At 65.5% G+C, this 19,769-nt stretch carries 22 protein-coding genes; 13 read left to right on the top strand and 9 right to left on the bottom strand.

The features are described from left to right. Position 1: 1 nt before the first annotated feature. Positions 2-478, top strand: coding sequence for a YbaK/EbsC family protein (locus tag AC5RVY_RS10225; RefSeq protein WP_493954590.1), 477 nt, complete (start codon positions 2-4; stop codon positions 476-478). Between the two features lie 195 nt (positions 479-673). Here AC5RVY_RS10225 and AC5RVY_RS10220 read toward each other — a convergent pair whose 3' ends face one another. After that, the gene (locus tag AC5RVY_RS10220) at positions 674-2,272 is read right to left on the bottom strand and encodes an ABC-F family ATP-binding cassette domain-containing protein (protein WP_493954589.1); all 1,599 of its coding nucleotides are present in this window, start codon (positions 2,270-2,272) and stop codon (positions 674-676) included. Positions 2,273-2,431: 159 nt separating this feature from the next. Between AC5RVY_RS10220 and AC5RVY_RS10215 the strand changes: the two genes are divergently transcribed. From AC5RVY_RS10215 to AC5RVY_RS10180, 8 genes are all read left to right on the top strand, one after another. Beyond that, positions 2,432-2,908 (top strand): SRPBCC family protein, encoded by a 477-nt coding sequence (locus AC5RVY_RS10215; protein ID WP_493954588.1) that lies wholly within the window; start codon positions 2,432-2,434, stop codon positions 2,906-2,908. After that, the gene (gene arfB / locus AC5RVY_RS10210; protein ID WP_493954587.1) at positions 2,886-3,308 is read left to right on the top strand and encodes an alternative ribosome rescue aminoacyl-tRNA hydrolase ArfB; all 423 of its coding nucleotides are present in this window, start codon (positions 2,886-2,888) and stop codon (positions 3,306-3,308) included. Before AC5RVY_RS10215 ends, arfB begins: the two co-directional genes overlap by 23 nt. Before the next feature lie 107 nt (positions 3,309-3,415). Next, the gene (locus AC5RVY_RS10205) at positions 3,416-4,480 is read left to right on the top strand and encodes a spore photoproduct lyase family protein (RefSeq protein ID WP_493954586.1); all 1,065 of its coding nucleotides are present in this window, start codon (positions 3,416-3,418) and stop codon (positions 4,478-4,480) included. A 36-nt stretch (positions 4,481-4,516) separates the two neighbouring features. Continuing rightward, positions 4,517-5,359 carry a hypothetical protein gene (locus tag AC5RVY_RS10200; RefSeq protein ID WP_493954585.1) on the top strand — a complete coding sequence of 281 codons (843 nt, stop codon included), beginning with the start codon at positions 4,517-4,519 and terminating at the stop codon, positions 5,357-5,359. A gap of 106 nt (positions 5,360-5,465) precedes the next feature. Beyond that, positions 5,466-5,870 carry a hypothetical protein gene (locus tag AC5RVY_RS10195; protein ID WP_493954584.1) on the top strand — a complete coding sequence of 135 codons (405 nt, stop codon included), beginning with the start codon at positions 5,466-5,468 and terminating at the stop codon, positions 5,868-5,870. A 145-nt stretch (positions 5,871-6,015) separates the two neighbouring features. Then, a complete protein-coding gene (locus AC5RVY_RS10190) occupies positions 6,016-6,678 on the top strand; it encodes a biotin transporter BioY (protein WP_493954583.1) in 663 nt (220 codons plus the stop codon). A gap of 8 nt (positions 6,679-6,686) precedes the next feature. Further along, a complete protein-coding gene (locus AC5RVY_RS10185) occupies positions 6,687-7,418 on the top strand; it encodes an energy-coupling factor ABC transporter ATP-binding protein (protein ID WP_493954582.1) in 732 nt (243 codons plus the stop codon). Then, positions 7,415-8,038 carry an energy-coupling factor transporter transmembrane component T family protein gene (locus tag AC5RVY_RS10180; RefSeq protein ID WP_493954581.1) on the top strand — a complete coding sequence of 208 codons (624 nt, stop codon included), beginning with the start codon at positions 7,415-7,417 and terminating at the stop codon, positions 8,036-8,038. Before AC5RVY_RS10185 ends, AC5RVY_RS10180 begins: the two co-directional genes overlap by 4 nt. On the opposite strand, the gene AC5RVY_RS10175 is transcribed toward AC5RVY_RS10180, so the two are convergent. After that, a complete protein-coding gene (locus AC5RVY_RS10175; RefSeq protein WP_493954580.1) occupies positions 8,035-9,228 on the bottom strand; it encodes a thiolase family protein in 1,194 nt (397 codons plus the stop codon). The genes AC5RVY_RS10180 and AC5RVY_RS10175 overlap by 4 nt on opposite strands. Further along, positions 9,218-10,624: a class I adenylate-forming enzyme family protein gene (locus AC5RVY_RS10170; RefSeq protein WP_493954579.1), complete on the bottom strand. Its 1,407-nt coding sequence runs from the start codon at positions 10,622-10,624 to the stop codon at positions 9,218-9,220. The genes AC5RVY_RS10175 and AC5RVY_RS10170 overlap by 11 nt, the downstream gene beginning before the upstream one ends. A gap of 59 nt (positions 10,625-10,683) precedes the next feature. Here AC5RVY_RS10170 and ypfJ point away from each other — a divergent pair, with 59 nt between their 5' ends. Next, positions 10,684-11,562: a KPN_02809 family neutral zinc metallopeptidase gene (gene ypfJ, locus AC5RVY_RS10165; RefSeq protein WP_493954578.1), complete on the top strand. Its 879-nt coding sequence runs from the start codon at positions 10,684-10,686 to the stop codon at positions 11,560-11,562. 145 nt (positions 11,563-11,707) lie between these two features. Here the strand turns inward: ypfJ and AC5RVY_RS10160 are convergent, their stop codons facing one another. The 6 genes from AC5RVY_RS10160 to AC5RVY_RS10135 all read right to left on the bottom strand — a co-directional run bounded on the left by AC5RVY_RS10160 (position 11,708) and on the right by AC5RVY_RS10135 (position 16,896). Next, entirely contained in the window at positions 11,708-12,040 is a 333-nt protein-coding gene (locus AC5RVY_RS10160; protein WP_493954577.1) for a metal-sulfur cluster assembly factor, read from the bottom strand. Between the two features lie 12 nt (positions 12,041-12,052). Next, a complete protein-coding gene (gene sufC, locus AC5RVY_RS10155) occupies positions 12,053-12,841 on the bottom strand; it encodes a Fe-S cluster assembly ATPase SufC (protein ID WP_091418788.1) in 789 nt (262 codons plus the stop codon). Between the two features lie 79 nt (positions 12,842-12,920). Continuing rightward, positions 12,921-13,280 (bottom strand): non-heme iron oxygenase ferredoxin subunit, encoded by a 360-nt coding sequence (locus AC5RVY_RS10150; protein ID WP_493954576.1) that lies wholly within the window; start codon positions 13,278-13,280, stop codon positions 12,921-12,923. A gap of 24 nt (positions 13,281-13,304) precedes the next feature. Next, positions 13,305-14,588: a Fe-S cluster assembly protein SufD gene (gene sufD / locus AC5RVY_RS10145; protein ID WP_493954575.1), complete on the bottom strand. Its 1,284-nt coding sequence runs from the start codon at positions 14,586-14,588 to the stop codon at positions 13,305-13,307. Positions 14,589-14,590: 2 nt separating this feature from the next. Next, complete coding sequence (gene sufB, locus AC5RVY_RS10140; protein ID WP_493954574.1) at positions 14,591-16,054, bottom strand: Fe-S cluster assembly protein SufB; 1,464 nt, start codon at positions 16,052-16,054, stop codon at positions 14,591-14,593. Then, positions 16,054-16,896 (bottom strand): helix-turn-helix transcriptional regulator, encoded by an 843-nt coding sequence (locus AC5RVY_RS10135; RefSeq protein ID WP_493954573.1) that lies wholly within the window; start codon positions 16,894-16,896, stop codon positions 16,054-16,056. Before AC5RVY_RS10135 ends, sufB begins: the two co-directional genes overlap by 1 nt. A 117-nt stretch (positions 16,897-17,013) precedes the next feature. Between AC5RVY_RS10135 and AC5RVY_RS10130 the strand changes: the two genes are divergently transcribed. The 3 genes from AC5RVY_RS10130 to AC5RVY_RS10120 are packed head-to-tail and all read left to right on the top strand — an operon-like array spanning position 17,014 to position 19,752. Continuing rightward, positions 17,014-17,982, top strand: a complete 969-nt coding sequence (locus AC5RVY_RS10130; RefSeq protein WP_493954572.1) for an ABC transporter ATP-binding protein — start codon at positions 17,014-17,016, stop codon at positions 17,980-17,982. Beyond that, positions 17,979-18,800 carry an ABC transporter permease gene (locus tag AC5RVY_RS10125; RefSeq protein ID WP_493954571.1) on the top strand — a complete coding sequence of 274 codons (822 nt, stop codon included), beginning with the start codon at positions 17,979-17,981 and terminating at the stop codon, positions 18,798-18,800. Before AC5RVY_RS10130 ends, AC5RVY_RS10125 begins: the two co-directional genes overlap by 4 nt. Before the next feature lie 7 nt (positions 18,801-18,807). After that, positions 18,808-19,752, top strand: coding sequence for a COX15/CtaA family protein (locus AC5RVY_RS10120; RefSeq protein ID WP_493954570.1), 945 nt, complete (start codon positions 18,808-18,810; stop codon positions 19,750-19,752). The last annotated feature ends 17 nt before the right edge of the window (positions 19,753-19,769 follow it).

Raw genomic sequence — 19,769 nt, 5'->3', positions numbered from 1 at the left:
AATGCGGGAGTACGACGCGGGCCCCGTTACCTTGGTGCGTTCGGCGCTGGTCCGCTCAGGCATCGGCGACACTGTCCGGACGTTTCCGGCCGGTGTCCCGACCGCACTCGCAGCGGCCGAGGCATTGGCATGCGACCTCGCGGCGATAACCAACAGTCTGGTCTTCGACCTCAACGGAGAGCCCCTGCTGATTCTGGCAAGTGGTGCCGCACGGGTGGACACAAAGCTGGTGGCCGGACAGTTGGGCGAAGGCCGGATTCGCCGGGCCTCCCCCGAGTTCGTCCTGCAGCACACCGGTCAGCACGTAGGCGGAGTAGCCCCCGTTGGCCACCCCGAAAAGATCCGGACCCTCCTGGATGAGTCGCTCCAGAAGCACGAGCTCCTCTGGGCCGGAGCAGGCGGCCACAACTCAATGTTCAGCATCACCTACAAAGAGCTGCAGAGAATCACGGACGCAAAGGAATTAGCGGTCCGCTAGCACGTCCGAAAGGTGCCAGACCCGCAAGTGCCAGCGGCCGGGTGATTTGTGTAGCTTGCGTCAGAGGCTGGGCCCACGCCGTCAGGGTTCCCTGACCGAGCTTGCGAGGTTAGGGGGACGGTGGGGCGGAACGAGCCAGCAAGCGGCAAATTACGCGGCTGGTGGTGCGAACGCAACCACCGGCCGCGGGAAAGCTTAAGCCAGGGTTATCAGGTCCAGGTAGTCTTCGTTCCAGTGGTCTTCGACGCCGTCGGGCAGCAGGACGACCCGCTCCGGGTTAAGGGCCTCGACGGCTCCTTCGTCGTGGCTGACCAGGACGACGGCGCCGCTGTAGTTCTTGAGGGCGCCCAGGATTTCGGCGCGGCTGGCGGGGTCGAGGTTGTTGGTGGGCTCGTCCAGGAGCAGGACGTTGGCACTGGAGGCCACGATGGTGGCGAGGGCAAGGCGGGTCTTCTCACCGCCGGAGAGGACGCCGGCCGGCTTGTCCACGTCGTCGCCGGAGAACAGGAACGAGCCCAGGATGCCGCGGACTTCGGCGTCCTTCATGTCGGGAGCGGCGGAACGCATGTTTTCCAGGACCGTGCGGTCCACGTCGAGGGTCTCGTGTTCCTGGGCGTAGTAGCCCACCTTGAGGCCGTGCCCTGCGATGACGTCGCCGGTGTCAGGCTTGTCCACGCCTGCGAGCATCCGCAGGAGCGTGGTTTTGCCGGCGCCGTTGAGGCCGAGGATGACCACCTTGGAGCCGCGGTCGATCGCGAGGTCCACGTCGGTGAAGATCTCGAGCGAACCGTAGGACTTGCTGAGCCCTTCGGCGGTGAGGGGCGTCCTGCCGCAGGGTGACGGATCCGGGAAACGCAGCGCTGCCACACGGTCCTGCTCCCGGACTGCCTCCAGTCCGCTCAACAGGCGCTCGGCACGCTTGGCCATGTTCTGGGCGGCGACTGCTTTGGTGGCTTTGGCGCGCATCTTGTTGGCCTGGTCCATCAGGACCTGGGCCTTCTTTTCGGCGTTGGCGCGCTCCCGCTTGCGGGCACGTTCGTCGGTTTCGCGCTGCGTGAGGTAGCGCTTCCAGTCCATGTTGTAGAAGTCGATCTGCGCGCGGTTGGCGTCGAGCAGGAAGACCTTGTTCACGGTGGCTTCGAGCAGCTCGGTATCGTGGCTGATCACAATCAGTCCGCCCTGGTGGTTTTTCAGGAAGTCACGCAGCCAGGCGATGGAATCAGCGTCGAGGTGGTTGGTGGGTTCGTCCAGGAGCATGGTCTCGGCATCCGAATACAGAATCCGGGCGAGCTCCACACGGCGGCGCTGGCCACCGGACAGGGTCTTGAGGGGCTGGTTCAAAAGCCGGTCCGGCAGCGCGAGGTTGGAGCAGATCGCGGCAGCCTCGGCCTCGGCGGCGTAACCACCGGCCGCGAGGAACTCGGACTCAAGCCGGTCATAGCGGTTCATCGCCTTGCGCTGTACAGCCGCATCCTCACTGGCCATCTCTTCATGGGCCACGCGGAGTTTTCCGACGGCGATGTCCAGGCCACGGACGGAGAGGATCCTGTCGCGGGCCAACTGTTCCATGTCCGGGGTGCGGGGGTCCTGCGGCAGGTAGCCGATCTCACCGCTGCGGGTCACCTTGCCGGCGGCGGGCAAACCCTCCCCGGCGAGGACCCGGGTGAGGGTGGTTTTGCCGGCACCGTTGCGTCCCACGAGGCCGATCTTGTCACCCTTGTCGATGCGGAAGCTCACCTGGTCCATCAGGAGCCGGGCGCCGGCACGCAGTTCAAGATCCTGGACAGTAATCACAGCAGGTAGAGCCTTTCACAGCAGGGATGAGCCGCAGCCCGCAGCGTCTATGGTGGGCGTAGGCGGCAATGGCCGGAGAACGGCCCACCCAAGTCTACCGTCCAACCCGCCGGATACCGGCACTTCGAGACTCTGCTCACGAACTGGGATACTCGGACTATGGCCGTCTCCTTTGAATGCACGACGCGGACCAGCATGCCCAGGTTGGAGCTTTTCAACCTTGCCAGGAGCATCGATGCGCACTTGGAATCAATGGCAAAGTCCCGTGAAGAAGCTGTCGCCGGCGTGACCTCGGGCCTGATCTCGCTGGGTGAGGAGGTGACGTGGAGGGCATGGCATTTCGGTTTTCCGCTGAGGATGACAAGCCGTATCACCGAGATGACGTTGCCCGACTACTTCGTTGATGAGCAGGTCAGCGGGCCGTTCCGGCGGTTCAGGCACGTGCATGAATTCCTGGAGGATTCCTCCGGGATTACAACGATGGTGGACCGCATCGAGTTCGCCGCGCCTCTGGGATTCCTTGGACGCGTGGTCGAGAAACTCCTGCTGGCCCCTTATCTCCAGCGGCTCATCGAGTCGCGGAACCGCCACCTCGTTGAGGCATGCTGGTTGGATGGATCTGGAAGTGCTGCCTGAGCTCACCATTCCGGCGGCGGAACTCAGCTGGCGGTTTTCGCGTTCGTCCGGACCGGGCGGGCAACATGTCAACACCTCGGACAGCCGCGTCGAACTCTCATGGAACGTCCGGGGCTCATCGGCAATTTCAGACAGCCAGCGGTTGCTCCTGCTCACGCGCCTCGGACCACGCCTCAACGCCGGGGTCATTACGGTGACCGGATCCGGGCAGCGCTCCCAACTGCGCAACCGCGAAACAGCCCTCGCCAAGCTCGCGGATCTCCTGGCAGGAGGCCTTGCTCCGGCTGCCCCCAGCCGCCGGCCAACGAAACCTACCCGTGGCTCAAACTGCCGGCGCCTCTTGGCCAAGAAGCAGCGGTCAACAACGAAACAACAACGGAAGCGTCCACCCGCCGAGTAGCGCAGGAATCCGGGATGCGGGTTCCGTACCTTTGAGGGAAGAGAGCCGCGAGTAGGCCGTGGGCGTAATGGCAGCAGCCGGCTTCGGGGCCTTGGGAGAATAGACCCATGAAATTCAACCGGCTGCTGCAAATCCGGCGCATCTATGCGCAGCCTGCCGCACTGGAGCTTCCCCGTGGCAAGGAGATCGTCGAACGCTGGCCCGACGCAGAGGTGGTACTTGTCGAGAACCACTGGAATATCCCGGAAGTGCACGGGGATGAAACGAATGTGCCGCGCTGGTCCCGGATCAAGACTGAGGCGCTGGTCCTCGGAGTCAAGAAGGCGCTGACGGTCAAACCAAACGGGAGGTCGGCGGACTTCATTGCGCCATCAACTGCGAACGGCTGCGCCATGGCGTGCGCCTACTGCTACGTTCCCCGGCACAAGGGCTACAGCAACCCGGTAACGGTATTCGCGAACATCGACCAGATTGCCGGCGCCCTTGAGCGGCACGTCACCCGCCAAGGAATGAAACTGGAACCCAACCAGTGCGACCCGGAGCTCTGGGTTTACGACATCGGCGAAAACAGCGATTGCTCCGTCGATGCCCTCATCAGTGACAACGTGGAGGAAATCGTCACGCTCTTCCGGGACTTGCCCACCGCCAAGCTGTCCTTTGCCACCAAGTATGTCAATCCGGGCATGCTGGACTGGGACCATGGCGGCCACACCAGGATCCGTTTTTCCCTGATGCCCGCGCACCTGGCGAAATCGATCGATGTCCGGACCTCGCCGATAGCCGAACGCCTGGCTGCCATCAACGACTTCGTTGATGCCGGATACGAGGTGCACGTGAACTTCTCCCCCGTTGTCATTACCGACACGTGGCTCCGGGACTGGGAGGACTTGCTGCGCCAGCTTGACGCCACCCTCACCCCGGCTGCGAAATCCCAACTCGCGGCAGAGCTTATCTTCCTGACCCACAACGAACGGCTCCACGAGGTCAACCTGGGGTGGCACCCGCAGGCCGAGCAGGTCCTGTGGCGTCCGGACCTCCAGGAATCGAAGGTCTCCTCCAACGGCTTTTCCAATGTCCGTTACCGTACGGGAGCGAAGGGGCGGTATGTGCGGCAGCTATCGGCACTCATCGAGCAGATCGCCCCCTACTGCCGGATCCGCTACGCCTTCTGACGACATGTCAACGCATCGGGCTAAACTGGAACGATCATGATCGGCGCCCGTCCCCGTCTTCTGGCCTGGCTCATTGTCCTGGCCGGCTTCCTTGCGGGCTGCACACCCACGGCTGGCCTCGACGCCACAGCCACCGCCACAGCCACCGCCACCGCCACCGAGCAGCCAAGCACGACGGCTCCAGCCACGACGGCCGCGGCCGAGGCAGCCCTCGTCACTCAGCAGGCCCAGGCGCCCGTCACTCCGGCGCCGGCTCCCCCACCACCCCCGGTCCCCCAGCCGTTCGCCGTCAACCTGTACCAGGAGGGTGACTTCGTCCCGCAGTACACGTTCGACTGGTGTGTTGCAGCGAGCATCCAGATGGCACACAACCTCATCGACGACACGGGAGGCGGAAGCTGGACCGATTCCGGTCAGCAAGGTGAACTTTGGGAAATGGCCCGGGCAAGGTCATCGAACTCGTTTAACGGAGCCAACCCGTTCGGCTGGGCCCAGGTCCTCACGGAAGTTGGAATGGGGCCCTACACGGTGGTCAGCATTGCCGACTACGAGGATGCGCTGCGGACTGCGGCGCGGGCTCTTGCCGGCACCGGCCGGCCCGTTGGGCTGGTGATGTGGAGTGGCCGCCACGCGTGGGTAATGAGCGGATTCGAGTCAGTGGGCGACCCCTCCCAGTTCCCGGAGTTCACGGTAACGGGCGTCCGTGTCCAGGACCCGCTGTACCCCTATGGCAGCGGGCAGTGGGGACCCTCCCCCGAGCCCAACAGCCTGCTCACCCCGGAGCAGCTGGCGACGCAGTTCGTGGTCCGTGAACCGCGCCGCTGGAGCAGCGACCTGCCCACCGGCTACCTGCTTGTACTGCCGCAAGCCCAAGGCTGACCGTTCCCGTCGATCATCCGGGCCGAGTCCCGTGGCGGGATCGCCTCGGGCAGCCCTTGGGAAACCTGCATGTTCAAGTAGCGGGCGTGGGTTTATCCTTCAAAGCATGAACGAACATGCGGCTCCAAGCGGGACGGGCGGGTATCTGTTTGAGTTCAGGGGTAAGCGGCAGTTGCGGGAGGCAGCCCGATGGATGGCCGGTGTTGGAGTAGCTGGCGTCGGAGTGGCAATGGTGGTCATAGGAACCGCCTCCCAGACCTTTCTGTCCGTGCCCTTGGGAATCGCGACAGCAGTTCTTGGCGCCCTAGTGCTCTTTCTCTATGCCGGCAGCAAGAACAAGGCGAAAGCAGTGTCCGCGCACTCAGGAAAGTATCGCGTCGAGACAACAGGCAAGGTGAGCGGGAATGAGTCGATAGCATCCCAGCTTGCCCTTGTTGTGGACCTCTACGGGAAGGGCGCACTTACCGCGGGAGAGTTCGAGGCGGCCAAGCGCAGGATACTCGATATCTGAAATTGCAAGTTCGCCAGCAAAGTTGTGCCTAGTCCTCAGCCTCCGCCCCGGGCTTTAGTAGGGCTCCTACAAAATAGGGTCAGTAGCACCCCGGTAACGTCGGCAGTACATTAGATTCCGCTTGTACAACCCCGACAGGACCGCCATGAGCAACACCGACACCGCCGTCAAAAATACCTCGAACTCGAAACGCCGCCGCTGGAACGCCACCGACCTGGGCCTGATTGCTGTCTTCGCAGCACTCGTCGCCGGCGCAGCGCTGGTGCCCGGGCTCGCTGTCAATGGGTTCGGCGTCCCCATCACCTTCCAGACCCTCGCCGTGATGCTCACCGGCCTGGTCCTCGGCCCCGGACGGGGTTTCGCCGCCGTCGGCCTCTACACCCTGCTGGGCCTCGCGGGCCTGCCCATCTTCAGCCAGGGCCGCAGCGGCCTGGGCATCCTTGCCGGTCCCTCGGCAGGCTACATCATCGCCTTCCCCATCGCCGCGCTGGTGGTAGGCTGGCTTGCCACCCTCGTCATTCGCCGGACCACGAAGGCCCGCGCCCTGTGGCTGTTCCTGGCCGCCACGGTTACCAGCGTGGTGGTAGTGCACTCGCTCGGCGTCGCAGGCATCGCCCTGAATACCAAGGCCACCCTGGGCCAGGCCTTCCTGAGCGACCTCGTCTTCTACCCCGGAGACATCATCAAGAACATCCTGGCCGCAGTCATCGCCGTCGCCCTGCACCGCGCCTTCCCGGACATCCTGGTCCGCCGCGTGCGGCGCAGCACCGCCAAGGGCAGCACCACCCCGCAGACCAGCAAGGCCTAGGACACGGCATGCCCGCAGTGACCTTTGACCAGGTAACGGTGTCCGTCGAAACAGATCATTCGCCGGAGCCCAAAATCCTCCTGGACGCCGTGAACCTCCAGCTCACGGAAAGGCGCGTCGGTGTCATCGGCGCCAACGGTTCGGGGAAATCGACGCTCCTGCGCCTGGTCAACGGCCTCATCCAGCCAACCTCGGGCAATGTAGCGGTCGACGGCGACGACACAGTCAGTGCCGTCCGCAGGGTCCGCAGGAACGTCGGCTTCGTCTTCACCGATCCCCTGTCCCAGTTGGTGATGCCCACCGGCAGGGAGGACGTTGAGCTCTCCCTCCGCCGCTCGGTGAAGAACAGCACCGAGCGGCGGAGCCAGGCCGAGGCGTCGCTTGAGCGCATGGGGCTCCTGCACCTGGCCGACCAGAGCATCTATGAACTCTCCGGCGGCGAACGGCAGCTGATGGCCCTCGCCGCCGTGCTGGCCGTAAACCCCGCGGTCCTGGTGCTCGATGAGCCCTCCACACTCCTGGACCTCCGCAACCGCGAACTCCTCCGCCGGACCCTGACCGGGCTGGACCAGCAGATCATTATGTCCACCCACGATCTTGAACTCGCACTGGAGATGGACCGCGTGCTGGTCATTGAACAGGGCAAGGTGGCATTCGACGGCGCACCGGCCGAAGCCGTCTTGGCTTACCGGTCCCTCTGCCTGGACAGCGCCCACCCTTCAGAACCGGGTGTCCGATGAGGGGCCACGGCTTCCTCCTAGCAAACTATGTGCCGGGAAACTCCCTGGTTCACAGGTCACCGCTGGCCCTGAAGTTCCTGTTGGTCTTCAGCTGCGGCCTGGCCACGTTCATCATCCAGGACTGGCGCATTTCGACGGCGGTACTCACCGCACTCTGCACCCTCTTCCTGCTGACCGGTGCCGGCGGGAAAAGGCTCTGGGGCGCCATCCGGCCGCTTGCTGCCGTCCTGCTGGTGATCGGACTGTTCCAGTGGTGGCAGCTCGGTGCGCCCACGGCTGCGCGGATCGTGCTGAACATCCTCATCTGCGTGGTGGCAGCATCGCTGCTTACCGCCACCACGCCGGTGCAGAAGCTCCTGGACGGGGTGGTCAAGGCGGCCGCGCCCTTCAAAAGATTCGGCGCCGACCCGGAGCGGTTCGCCCTAACCATCGGCATCATGCTCCGCAGCATCCCCTACATTGCCGGCACCTTCGCAGACGTCCGCGATTCTGCCCGGGCACGCGGCCTGGAACGCAATCCCCGCGCCCTCATACTGCCTGTGTTCATCACATCCGTGGCCTTCGCCCGCCAGACCGGCGAGGCGCTCGCCGCCCGCGGGCTGGGCGAAGCGGAGGACTAAACCCGAGCAGGGGACGGCGACAAGCGCCCGTACTGCAGCAGCGCTGCAGTACCCATGCCGCCGGCGATGCTGATCATGGCCAGGCCAAGGCTTCCCGGTGTTCCATTCCGGCGTGCCTGGGCGAGCAACCGGGTCACCAGGACAGCGCCGGACGCGCCATAGGCGTGCCCCAAAGCCAGGGCACCGCCGTCGAGGTTCACCCGCCCGGCGTCGATCCCCAACTGGTCAAGGCTTGCCAGCGCCTGCGACGCGAACGCCTCATTAAATTCCACGAGGTCCAGCTCATCGGCGCCCACGCCTGCGCGTCCCAGAACATCCCGCGCCGCGGCCGCGGCACCTACGCCCAGGATCTCCGGTTCCACGCCCGCGGTGCCGGCGCCCAGCACCAACAGACCGTCGGGCGCGCCCAGCTCCCGGGCGCGTTTCAGTGAAGTCATCACGACGGCGGAGGCGGCGTCCGCGTCGAAGCAGGAGTTTCCCGCGGTGACGGTTCCGCCGTCCACGAAGGCGGCCGGGAACCGCGCCATCACGGCTGCACCAAGCCCGCGGCGCGGCCCGTCATCAACAGCAACAATTTCTCCGTCGACAGCCACCGGAACCAGTTCGTCGTCGAAGTATCCTGCCTCGGCGGCGGCAAGGGCCCTCTGGTGGCTCTGCAGCGCGAAGGCATCCTGCCGGTCCCTGCCGATGCCGAACTTCCGGGCCACGGTTTCCGCTGCCACACCCATGTCCGGGTCGCCGAAACTCTCCGGGACAAACTGGGCCCGCCGGTAGAACTCCGGCGCGCCGTCGCCTTTCCGGTGCGCCCGCAGGGGTGCTGTGCTGGTGCTCTCGACTCCGCCCGCCAAATACAAGGGGTTGCCGCCCGCCGCCACCAGCCCTGAAGCCAGGACAATGGCATCCAGGCCAGAGCCACACTGGCGGTCCACCGTCAGGCCGGGAACGGTGACCGGCAGGCCGGCCTCCAGCAGCGCAAGCCGTGCCACATTCCCGCCGCCACCCACGGCGTTGCCGATCACCACGTCGGTGACAGCCCGCGGCTCCACGCCGGCCACGAGTTCGCGCAGCACCGGCGCCAGCAGTTCGTGGGCCCGGAGTCTCCTCAAGGCACCATTGGTCCGGCACACGGGAGTGCGCCTGGCTGCGATGATGACCGGCTGGCGGTCCGGCGGGAGGAGCTCAGGCGCCAAGGCTGCGGATCCTCGGATCTCCGGCGCTGATCCAGTCCAGCAGCAGGTTCCGGCTGACCTTGCCGCGGTCCGTGGTGGGCAATTCCGCGACTGAGTAATACTGCAGCGGCCACTTGTCACGGGCCAGGATGCCGTCCAGCCCCGCCTTCAGCTGGGTGGCAGTAACGGCACCAGCGGACGGAACAATCCCGGCCACCACCCGCTGGCCCCGCAGGTCGTCAGGCATCCCGGCAGCGACCGCGGCCGCCACGCCGGGCACGGCAGCCAGCGCCAGCTCCACCTCGTGCGGGTACACGTTCTTGCCGGCCGTGAGGATCATGTCGGCCCGGCGGCCCAGGATATGCAGCTCGCCCCCCTCGAGGTAGCCCTGGTCCCCTACCGTGAACCAGCCGTCGAAGGACCGCAGGGCCTGGCCGTCGTCCCCCCAGAGGTATCCGTTGCTGACCATCGGGCTGCGCACGCAGATGTTTCCGGCAGCCCCGTCCGGAAGGGGCTGGCCCGAGTCGTCGAGAATCCTGACGTCCACCCCGGGGAAAGGCCGCCCGATCCCGGTCCCGCCTACGGCCGCAGCGTCGCCGGCAGGTAGCCCGGCACCTGAGACGAAGCTCAGCTCGGATGCGCCGTAGTACTCGAAAATCGTGGCATTGGGCGCCCAGCGGCGGGCAGCTTCCAGGGTCCGCGCGTCGAGCTTGGACCCCGCGCAGATGATGGTGCCGACTCCGGACGCGTCCACGCATCCGGACATGCCGCGTTCACTGAGCATCCTGAGCATGGTGGGCACCAGCACCAGTCTGGTCACCCGGTCGTGCGTGATGGCCGCATGGACGTCGCCGACGTCGAAGGTTTCCAGCGTCTGGAATTCGGACCCTGCGTAGAGGCACTCGGCCAGGGCATACAGGTTCAGGCTGGCTGCCAGCGGGCCCGGCGCCAGAGTGACGTCGTCCTGGCCCAGGCCGAAAAACTCGATCGACGCCTTGAAGGATTCCTGCCAGGACCGCCTCGACCTCGTGAAGGCCTTCGGAACAGACGTGGTCCCGGAGGTCAGGCCAATGAGGAAGCTGTCCTCCGGCTCGCCGTCGGCCAGTTGATCGTCCGGGGACACAGCCCCGGGCCGGGCGGAGGACTCTATCCGGCGGGCGATATCCTCCTTCAGCGGGGCGGGCCAGGCGGGATCGAGGACGGCGCACTGCCGCCCACCGGCAACGGCCGCCGCGAACCTCACCGCGAAGCCCACCGAGTTCGGCTCGCAGAGGGACGTGACGGCCTTGGTGTCGGGGACCAGGCCGGCAGCGGCGTCGCGGAACTCCGCCCACGTGAGGCGTTGACCGGCGACGACGACGGCGGTGCCGTGCGGCCGCTCTTCGGCCCAGCGCTGGATGTGGTTGAGGAAAGGCATCGGATCAACTTTACCGGCCGTCCCGGGTTGAACCGCGGGCCCGCGGGTATTGTGACTTCATGAGCTTCAATGACAATGTGCAGCTGGATCCTTCACAGGTCCAGGACCGGCGCGGCATGGGCCGCGGAGTAAAAGTAGGCGGCGGAATCGGAGGCGGGCTCATCCTGCTCATCGCCACGCTCCTGGGCGTGAACCCGCAGTTGCTCGAGGGGCTGGCCGGGGCCGGGCAGGCACCGCAAAGCCAGGGAACCGCTCCGGCCTGCCAAACGGGCGCCGACGCCGATGCCCGGGTGGACTGCCGCATAACGGGAACCGTGAACAGCCTGAACGCTTTCTGGCCTGCTTACCTGCAGCAGTACAACGTACGGTACCCGCAGCCCGAGACAGTGATTTTCGAGCAGGGAGTCAGCACGGGCTGTGGTACGGCCTCCAGCGCCGTAGGACCGTTTTATTGCCCCACAGACACCACCGCCTACTTCGACCCCGGCTTCTTCCAGGAACTGGTGGACCGTTTCGGTTCCTCGGGCGGACCGCTCGCACAGGAGTATGTGGTGGCACACGAGTTTGGCCACCACATCCAGAACGTGCTGGGAAACCTGAACCGGGCGCAGCAGGATCCGCAGGGCCCGGAGTCCGGCGCCGTGCGCGTTGAACTGCAGGCCGACTGCTATGCGGGGTTGTGGGCAAGGCACGCCTCAACCCAGCCCGGGCCGGACGGCCAGCCGTTCCTGGAGGAGCTCACGCAGCAGGACCTGAACGATGCGCTGTCCGCCGCTTCAGCTGTAGGTGACGACCGGATCCAGGAGGCAGCCACAGGTCGCGTCTCCCCCGAGGCATGGACCCACGGCTCCAGTGAGCAGCGCCAGCGATGGTTCTACCAGGGCTACAAAACGGGCGACATCAACCAGTGCGACACCTTCTCGGCACCATCGCTCTAACCCCACCGAGTTCCCCTGCGGCCGGGGGGGTGGGCCCACGCTCCCGAGGGGCCCCAATCGAGCTTGCGAGATTGGGGAGGGAGCGGTGAACGACGACGGCGGGCCACCTTTCCGCTGAAAGGTGACCCGCCGTCGTCGTACTTATTTAGATGTTGAAGCCGAGGGCCCGCATCTGGTCCTTGCCGTCGTCGGTGATCCGTTCCGGACCCCATGGCGGCATCCAGACCCAGTTCAGGCGCCACTCATCAACCACGCCGTCCAGGGCCTTGCCCACCTGCTCCTCGAGGACATCGGTGAGCGGGCAGGCGGCGGTGGTCAGGGTCATGTCGATCAGCAGCGCGCCGTCGTCATCGGAGTACTTCAGGCCGTAGAGCAGGCCGAGGTCCACCACATTGACGCCGAGCTCAGGATCGATCACATCCTTCAGCGCTTCTTCAACGTCCTCGAGGCTGGTGCGGGACGCGCTAATTTCGGTCATGGCAAGTCCTTACTAGGCCTGTGCGGCTGCGGGTGCTGCGGCAGCGCCGGCACCCTTGGCGTAACGGTCGTAGCCTTCTTCTTCCAGACGGTCGGCGAGCTCGGGGCCGCCTTCTTCAACAACCTGTCCGTCCACGAACACGTGCACGAAGTCAGGCTTGATGTAGCGCAGGATGCGCGTGTAGTGCGTGATGAGCAGCGTGCCCATGTTGCCGTCGGCGTGGGCGCGGTTGACGCCCTCGGAGACAACCTTCAGCGCGTCAACGTCCAGGCCGGAGTCGGTCTCGTCCAATACCGCGAACTTGGGCTTGAAGAGTTCCAGCTGGAGGATTTCCACGCGCTTCTTCTCGCCGCCGGAGAAGCCTTCGTTGACGTTGCGCTGGGCGAAGTCGGCGTCGATGCGAAGCTGCTCCATGGCGGCCTTGACGTCCTTGGTCCAAGTGCGCAGCTTGGGGGCTTCGCCGTCGATGGCGGTCTTGGCGGTGCGCAAGAAGTTGGTCATGCTGACGCCGGGGACCTCCACGGGGTACTGCATGGCCAGGAAGACGCCGGCGCGGGCGCGCTCGTCGACGCTCATCTCCAGGACGTCTTCGCCGTCGAGGGTGATGGAGCCGCTGGTGACGTTGTAGCGGGGGTGTCCTGCGATGGTGGAGGCGAGCGTGGACTTGCCGGAGCCGTTGGGGCCCATGATGGCGTGGGTTTCGCCGGTCCGGATGGTCAGGCTGACGCCCTTCAGGATTTCCTTGGTGCCCTGCTCCGTCTCAATGCTGACGTGCAGGTCCTTGATCTCAAGAGTAGACATATGTCTTGTTCTCCTCTGCACCGCGCCTGGCGGCGGCGGTGCTGTCTCTGTGTGGAAGTTGGTTCGTAATTCTGTGGTGCTAGCTGAAGTTCGGGGCTTCGGCGCCGTTAAGGATGGTGGTGAAGTCCACGTAGACTTCGTCGCCCCGGATCTCCACGGCGAACACGGGCACGGGATCATAGGCCGGCAGCTGGAGCGGTTCGCCGGTGCGCAGATCGAACTGGGAGCCGTGGCCCCAGCACTCGATGGCGCAGCCCTCCACTTCGCCCTCCGACAATGAGATGTCCGCATGCGAGCAGGTGTCGCCGATCGCGTGGATCTCCCCCATGGAGTCCTTGACGATGGCTACCGGGTAGTCGTCGATCAGGATCCGCAACGCCTGCTTCAGCTGGATTTCATCCACCTTGCAGACAAGCTCGCCCTTTGGCTGGTCAGTCATCTGTAAACCCGTGCTCCGTGCCTTCTAGTTGTCCGTCAGTGCGAGTTCGTGTTCAACAGCGTCGGTCAGCCGCTCCTCGATGGAGGGGACCTTGATCTGCTGGATGATCTCGTTGAGGAAGCCGCGGACCACTAGGCGACGGGCAACGTCCTCGGGGATGCCGCGGGCCATCAGGTAGAACAAGTGCTCGTCGTCCATCCGGCCGGTGGCGCTGGCGTGGCCTGCACCCTCGATCAGTCCGGTCTCGATTTCGAGGTTGGGCACGGAGTCGGCGCGGGCTCCGTCGGTGAGCAGCAGGTTGCGGTTGGCCTCGTAGGTGTCGGTGCCTTCAGCTTCCTTGCGGATGAGGACATCGCCAACCCACACGGCGTGGGCGTTGCGGCCCTGCAGTGCGCCCTTGTACAGCACGTTGGATTTGCAGTTGGCCACGGCGTGATCCACGAAGAGACGCTGTTCCAGGTGCTGGCCGGCGTCGGCGAAGTACAGGCCGAACATTTCTGCTTCGCCGCCGGGGGCGGTGAAACGGGCCGACGGCGTGACGCGGACCAGGTCGCCGCCAAGGCTCACCATGACGTGCTTGAGCTTAGCGTCCCGGCCGATCTTCGCCTGCTGGGAGGAGGCGTGGACGGCGTCGTCGTTCCATTCCTGGAGCGTGATAACGGTCAGGTTGGCGCCGTCTTCCACGATGATCTCGACGTTTTCCGATACCACAGCGGAACCCTTGTGGTTCAGGACCACAACTGCCTTGGAGAACTTTTCGGCGATGATCACCAGGTGCTGGGCGGCGGCCTCCAGGGAGGTGCCTTCGATGTCCACGCTGATTTCCGTGGTCGCCTCGAACTCGGACGGGATGGTCACCACAGTGGCCCCGGCGAAGTTCTCCCAGGCGTTGGCGGAGACGCGGTCCTCGGGGATGCCGGCGGTACCGATGCGCTGGTCCTCGCGGCCGACGCTCTCAACGGTGACCTGCTCCGGACCGTTGACCACAACGGTGGGTGCGGCGCCGGAGAGGACCTCGGAGTGCAGGCCGCGGAGGCGCTTGAGCGGGGTGAAGCGCCAGTCTTCTTCCATGCCGGTGAGCGGCTTGAAGTCTGCAAGTTTGTAGGACGTCAGCCGCCCGGCGCGTGAGCTGTCCGGGATGCCCACGCCGCCGCCGTGGGAGTGGCTCTTGGCCGAATCCCCGGCCAGCGGCGCCTTGGTGCCCGCGTTGATGGGTGAAAGGCTCTCGCCTTCCTCGGTGAAGCCGTTGATGAACGGCTGGGCTGAGGGCGCGCCGATGCGTGCCTTTTCAGTAGTGATTTCAGTCATCGTTATCCGACGGACCCTTCCATCTGCAGTTCGATCAGGCGGTTCAGCTCAAGTGCGTACTCCATGGGGAGCTCGCGGGCAATTGGCTCGATGAAGCCGCGGACGATCATCGCCATGGCCTCGTCTTCGCGCATGCCGCGGGACATCAGGTAGAAGAGCTGCTCTTCGCTGACCCGGGAAACAGTTGCCTCGTGGCCCATCACAACGTCGTCCTCGCGGATGTCGATGTAGGGGTAGGTGTCCGAGCGGCTGATGGTGTCCACCAGCAGTGCGTCACAGCGGACCGTGTTGGCGGAGTGCTTGGCGCCTTCACGGACCTGGACCAGGCCGCGGTAGGCTGCACGGCCGCCGCCTCGGGCCACCGACTTCGAGATGATGGAGCTCTTGGTGTTCGGCGCGATGTGGACCATCTTCGAGCCGGTGTCCTGGTGCTGGCCCTCGCCGGCGAAGGCAATGGACAGGGTTTCGCCCTTGGCGTGCTCACCCACGAGGTACACGGCCGGGTACTTCATGGTGACCTTGGACCCGATGTTGCCATCGACCCATTCCATGGTTGCGCCCTCTTCGCAGATGGCGCGCTTGGTCACCAGGTTGTACACGTTGTTGGACCAGTTCTGGATGGTGGTGTAGCGGACGCGGGCGCCCTTCTTCACGATGATCTCCACCACGGCGGAGTGCAGCGAGTCCGAGGTGTAGATGGGCGCGGTGCAGCCTTCGATGTAGTGGACGTAGGAGTCCTCGTCGGCGATGATCAGGGTGCGCTCGAACTGGCCCATGTTTTCCGTGTTGATGCGGAAGTATGCCTGCAGCGGGATGTCCACGTGGACGCCCTTGGGGACGTAAACGAAGGATCCGCCGGACCATACGGAGGTGTTCAGCGAGGCGAACTTGTTGTCGCCCACCGGGATGACGGTGCCGAAGTACTCCTGGAAGATCTCCGGGTGCTCCTTCAGGGCGGTGTCGGTGTCAAGGAAGATGACACCCTGCCTCTCAAGGTCCTCACGCAGCTGGTGGTAAACAACCTCGGACTCGTACTGGGCGGCGACACCGGAAACCAGGCGCTGCTTTTCAGCTTCCGGGATGCCCAGCTTGTCGTAGGTGTTCTTGATGTCCTCGGGGAGCTCTTCCCAGGTGGCTGCCTGCTTCTCCGTGGAGCGGACAAAGTACTTGATGTTGTCGAAGTCGATGCCGGACAGGTCCGCGCCCCAGGTGGGCATGGGCTTGCGGTCGAAGTACTTCAGGCCCTTGAGGCGAAGATCGAGCATCCACTCCGGTTCGCTCTTCTTCGCCGAAATGTCCCGGACTACCTCTTCGTTGAGCCCACGGCGTGCGTTGGCGCCGGCGTCGTTCTTGTCGGCCCATCCGTACTCGTAGGTGCCGATGCCGTGGAGCTCGGGATTCTTTTCCAGAATCTCCGAGATCACAGTGTTTTCGGCTACCGCTTTCTCTGATAGTTGGTCCGTCATCACGGCCTTTCTTGCTGCTGGTTGGTTACTTCATTCAGGCTGGCGGGGGCTGCCGGGAGCTTTGTGGGCGCCTGGGCAGACAGCCGGCCTGTAGGAATGTGGGTGGTGCAGACGTGCCCGCCGCGGGCCAGCGTCGAGAGCCGGCGGACGTCCACGCCCACCAGCCGGGAGAAGACTTCGGTCTCCACATCGCAGAACACCGGGAACCGTGCGGCGAGCTCCTGGATGGGGCAGTGGCCCTGGCACAGCTGCACGCTGGAAAGGGCTGCCGGGAGCGGAGCCTTGGCTTCGATGGATGCTGCGGATGCAACGAAATTATCGCGGCTCAGAGCCTCGGCAAGCGCCTTGGCGCGGTTAGCGACGTCCGGCCCGGCCTTTTCGATCTCGGCCGCGTAGCGGCGCTCCATCTCGGAGAAGCGTTCGACGGCGAAGGCCCGCACGGCATCCGGCCCCGCCATTTTCTGGAGCTGCTGGAGGGCAAGCGCGGCGATGCCGAGGTAGTCGTTGCCCAGGCTCGATTGGCCTTGGGAACTGAGCACGTAGCGGCGGGCGGGGCGTCCTGCCCCGGCACCTGACCTGGCAACGCGCTTGACTTCGATGACACCGGCGCGGGACAGGTGGTCGAGATGCCGGCGCACTGCAGCCGGTGTGAAGCCCAGCAGGTCGCCAAGTTCGGCCGCACTCACAGGTCCGTGCTCCAGGACGGCGGACAACACCCGGTCCCGGGTGCGCTCGTCGGCGTCAGCCACCGGACCGGCGGCCGGGCGGCCGCGGTCTGCGGGAGCCTGCGGAGCCCCCTGCCCGGCAAAGGGCACAGCAGTAGCGTTGGTCATGGAATACACAACACAATAGTGTCGTAATTTAGTCCCGCATTCCAGTAAGGACAGGCTGACCTGAGTCCAGAGCAGAGCGAACCGGTGAAGGACTGCGGGAAATACTACATCCCGTAGAATACTGGGGTGCGATCCCCCCAATCCCCGGTTCTGTCCATCAGCGGGTTAGTGAAAGACGTTGGCCCGCTTGCCAGCCTGGACGGAAAAATGCTCCGGGTGGTGAGCGGCGTCTCCCTGATCGCCGAGCGCGGAGAAGTGACAGCCCTGCTGGGTGCCAACGGGGCCGGAAAAACCACCACGCTCGAGTGCGCCCAGGGCCTGCAGAAGCGCAGTGGCGGCACTATCTCCCTGCTCGGCCAGGACCCCGCATCGGCAGGGGCGGGCCTGCGCTCCCGCGTTGGTGTGATGCTCCAGGACGGCGGCCTGCCGCCGTCGTCCAGGCCCGTTCCGCTGCTGCGGCACATCGCCGGACTTTACGAACACCCATGGCCTGTGGACGACCTGATCCAGCGGCTGGGCATCGATACGTTCAGCCGCACAACAGTCCGCCGACTCTCCGGCGGGCAGAAGCAGCGGCTCGCCCTGGCCGCGGCGCTGATCGCCAGGCCGGAAGTCCTGTTCCTGGACGAGCCCAGCGCCGGCCTGGACCCCCAGTCCCGCCAGCTGGTGTTCGATCTGATCGCTGAACTTCGTGACGCCGGGATGGGCATCATCCTCACCACCCACCTGATGGATGACGCCCAGCGGCTGGCAGACTACGTTTACATCATTGACGGCGGCCGGAACGTTGCGGAGGGAACGGTCCAGGAACTGCTCCAGCGCAATTCAGCCGTGGAGGCCGGCGCCGAACATCTCCGCACCCTTGAGTTCGAGGCTGCCGCCGGGCTGGATTTCGACGGCGTCCTGCCGGCCGGCATTGCCGTCACGGAAACCCGCGCCGGCAGCTACTCCGTCACGGGCAGCCTTACTCCGGCCCACCTGGCAGCCCTCGCCCGCTGGTGGGAAGCGCACAACATCATGCCCGCTTCCATGAGCCTGCAGGCGCGTAGCCTTGAAGACGTCTTTCTGGATATCTCGGGAAAGGACATCCGATGAACGGGACAGCGCCCGGCGCTTCCGGTGCCGCTGCGGGCAATCCGCCCCTTGCCGCCTTGGGCGGTGTATCCGGTGCGCAGCGTCCCGCCTCGCTGTTCCGGCGCGTGCTGCTGCAGGGCAAGTACGAGGCCCTGGCCATGCTCCGGAATGGTGAGCAGCTGATCCTGGCAGTGGTGTTGCCGCTCCTGGCCCTCGTGGGCCTGACCGTCACGCCGTTCCTTGACGGGATGGGCGGCAGCCGCGTGGATGTCGCCGTCCCCGGGATCCTGGCCCTCTGCGCCATGTCCACGGCATTCACCGGCCAAGGCATCGCCACGGGCTTCGACCGCCGCTATGGGGTGCTACGCTTCCTTTCCACCACGCCCTTGGGCCGAGGCGGCCTGATCGCGGGCAAGGCACTTTCTGTCCTTGCCGTGCTGTGCCTGCAGGTCGCCGTCGTCAGCGCTGTTGCCTTTGCCTTGGGCTGGCAGCCTGAGGCAGCGGGCTGGTTGCCGGGCCTGCTGCTGCTGGCCCTGGGCGCGGCTGCCTTTACCGCCTTGGGCCTCCTGGTGGCGGGAACGGTCCGGCCGGAGGCGACGCTGGCCATCACCAACCTGCTGTGGATCCTGCTGGGGGCCTTGGGCGGAATCGTTATCCCGGCGGAACGGCTGCCCGCCGGCCCCCAGTCAATGGTGCATTTCCTGCCCTCCGGCGCCCTGGGTGAATCCCTGCGCGAAGCTTTCCTCGGCGGCACCCTTAACGGCGGCGCCGCCCTCATCCTGCTGCTTTGGACAGTCATTGCCGGGGCAGCTGCCATCCGTTGGTTCAAGTGGAATTGAGATACCCGTGAGCACCGCATCACGCCTCCCCCAGTTCGTTAACCGCTTTTCGTCCCGGCTGCCCCGCACCGTGGACATCCGGGTGCGGCGCCTTGCCGTTGCCTCGCTCATTGGGCAGACCCTCCTGGTGGTGACCGGCGGAGCGGTCCGGCTGACGGCGTCCGGTCTGGGGTGCCCCACCTGGCCGCGCTGCACCGACACCTCGCTGGTGAACACCGCAGAGATGGGCATCCACGGCTTCATCGAATTCGGCAACCGGCTCCTGACCTTTGCCCTGGCCGCAGTGGCCGCGCTGATGCTGGTGTACCTGTGGAACCTCCGCAAGGAGCGGCGGGACCTCTTCCTGCTGGCCCTCGGCCTCCTGGCCAGCATTCCCGCCCAGGCTGTGATCGGCGGCGTCACGGTGCTGACCAACCTCAACCCCTGGGTGGTGGGTTTGCACTTCCTGGTGTCCATGGCGCTGGTGGTGTTTGCCACGCTGCTGGTGAACCGTGCCTTCGGCAGGACCGGAAGGTTCCTGGCTGCCCGGCACCCCGCCCTCCCGGGGATCATGCGTCCGGTGACGGCCGCCGTCGCGCTCTTTTCCGCCGTCGCCGTGATGCTCGGCGTGGTGGTCACGGGTGCCGGCCCGCATGCCGGCGACGCTGACGCTCCGCGCAACGGCCTGGACTGGGACCTGTTCTCGCACATCCACGCCGTGCCGGCCTACCTGGTCACCGCCGGCACAGTTGTGGCCCTTGCCCTGGTGTTCCTCCGCCGGATTCACGGGCCCTTCCGTACCGCTGTGCTGGGGCTTCTCGGCGTGACGGTCCTCCAGGCCATCATCGGCTTCACCCAGTACTACAACGGCATTCCGGCCCTCCTGGTGGCAGCCCACATGCTCGGGGCAGCGCTGCTGATGGCAGCTTCAACCAACGCCTGGGATCTTGCCAAAGCGAGCCCGGTGGAGTAGCACCCGGGTTCTCTTTC

The organism is Arthrobacter sp. Ha26, from assembly GCF_059091705.1.
Note: the sequence above shows the minus strand (reverse complement) of the source record. Positions and strands in the feature narration are given on the sequence as shown.

Coding starts and splice junctions, on each gene's coding strand:
- AC5RVY_RS10215 (WP_493954588.1), top strand. CDS start 2,432: ATGGCCGTCTCCTTTGAATGCACGACGCGGACCAGCATGCCCAGGTTG.
- sufB (WP_493954574.1), bottom strand. CDS start 16,054: ATGACGGACCAACTATCAGAGAAAGCGGTAGCCGAAAACACTGTGATC.
- arfB (WP_493954587.1), top strand. CDS start 2,886: ATGGATCTGGAAGTGCTGCCTGAGCTCACCATTCCGGCGGCGGAACTC.
- AC5RVY_RS10170 (WP_493954579.1), bottom strand. CDS start 10,624: ATGCCTTTCCTCAACCACATCCAGCGCTGGGCCGAAGAGCGGCCGCAC.
- AC5RVY_RS10185 (WP_493954582.1), top strand. CDS start 6,687: ATGCCCGCAGTGACCTTTGACCAGGTAACGGTGTCCGTCGAAACAGAT.
- AC5RVY_RS10200 (WP_493954585.1), top strand. CDS start 4,517: ATGATCGGCGCCCGTCCCCGTCTTCTGGCCTGGCTCATTGTCCTGGCC.
- AC5RVY_RS10160 (WP_493954577.1), bottom strand. CDS start 12,040: ATGACCGAAATTAGCGCGTCCCGCACCAGCCTCGAGGACGTTGAAGAA.
- sufD (WP_493954575.1), bottom strand. CDS start 14,588: ATGACTGAAATCACTACTGAAAAGGCACGCATCGGCGCGCCCTCAGCC.
- AC5RVY_RS10225 (WP_493954590.1), top strand. CDS start 2: ATGCGGGAGTACGACGCGGGCCCCGTTACCTTGGTGCGTTCGGCGCTG.
- AC5RVY_RS10125 (WP_493954571.1), top strand. CDS start 17,979: ATGAACGGGACAGCGCCCGGCGCTTCCGGTGCCGCTGCGGGCAATCCG.
- AC5RVY_RS10190 (WP_493954583.1), top strand. CDS start 6,016: ATGAGCAACACCGACACCGCCGTCAAAAATACCTCGAACTCGAAACGC.
- AC5RVY_RS10150 (WP_493954576.1), bottom strand. CDS start 13,280: ATGACTGACCAGCCAAAGGGCGAGCTTGTCTGCAAGGTGGATGAAATC.
- ypfJ (WP_493954578.1), top strand. CDS start 10,684: ATGAGCTTCAATGACAATGTGCAGCTGGATCCTTCACAGGTCCAGGAC.
- AC5RVY_RS10195 (WP_493954584.1), top strand. CDS start 5,466: ATGAACGAACATGCGGCTCCAAGCGGGACGGGCGGGTATCTGTTTGAG.
- AC5RVY_RS10205 (WP_493954586.1), top strand. CDS start 3,416: ATGAAATTCAACCGGCTGCTGCAAATCCGGCGCATCTATGCGCAGCCT.
- sufC (WP_091418788.1), bottom strand. CDS start 12,841: ATGTCTACTCTTGAGATCAAGGACCTGCACGTCAGCATTGAGACGGAG.
- AC5RVY_RS10180 (WP_493954581.1), top strand. CDS start 7,415: ATGAGGGGCCACGGCTTCCTCCTAGCAAACTATGTGCCGGGAAACTCC.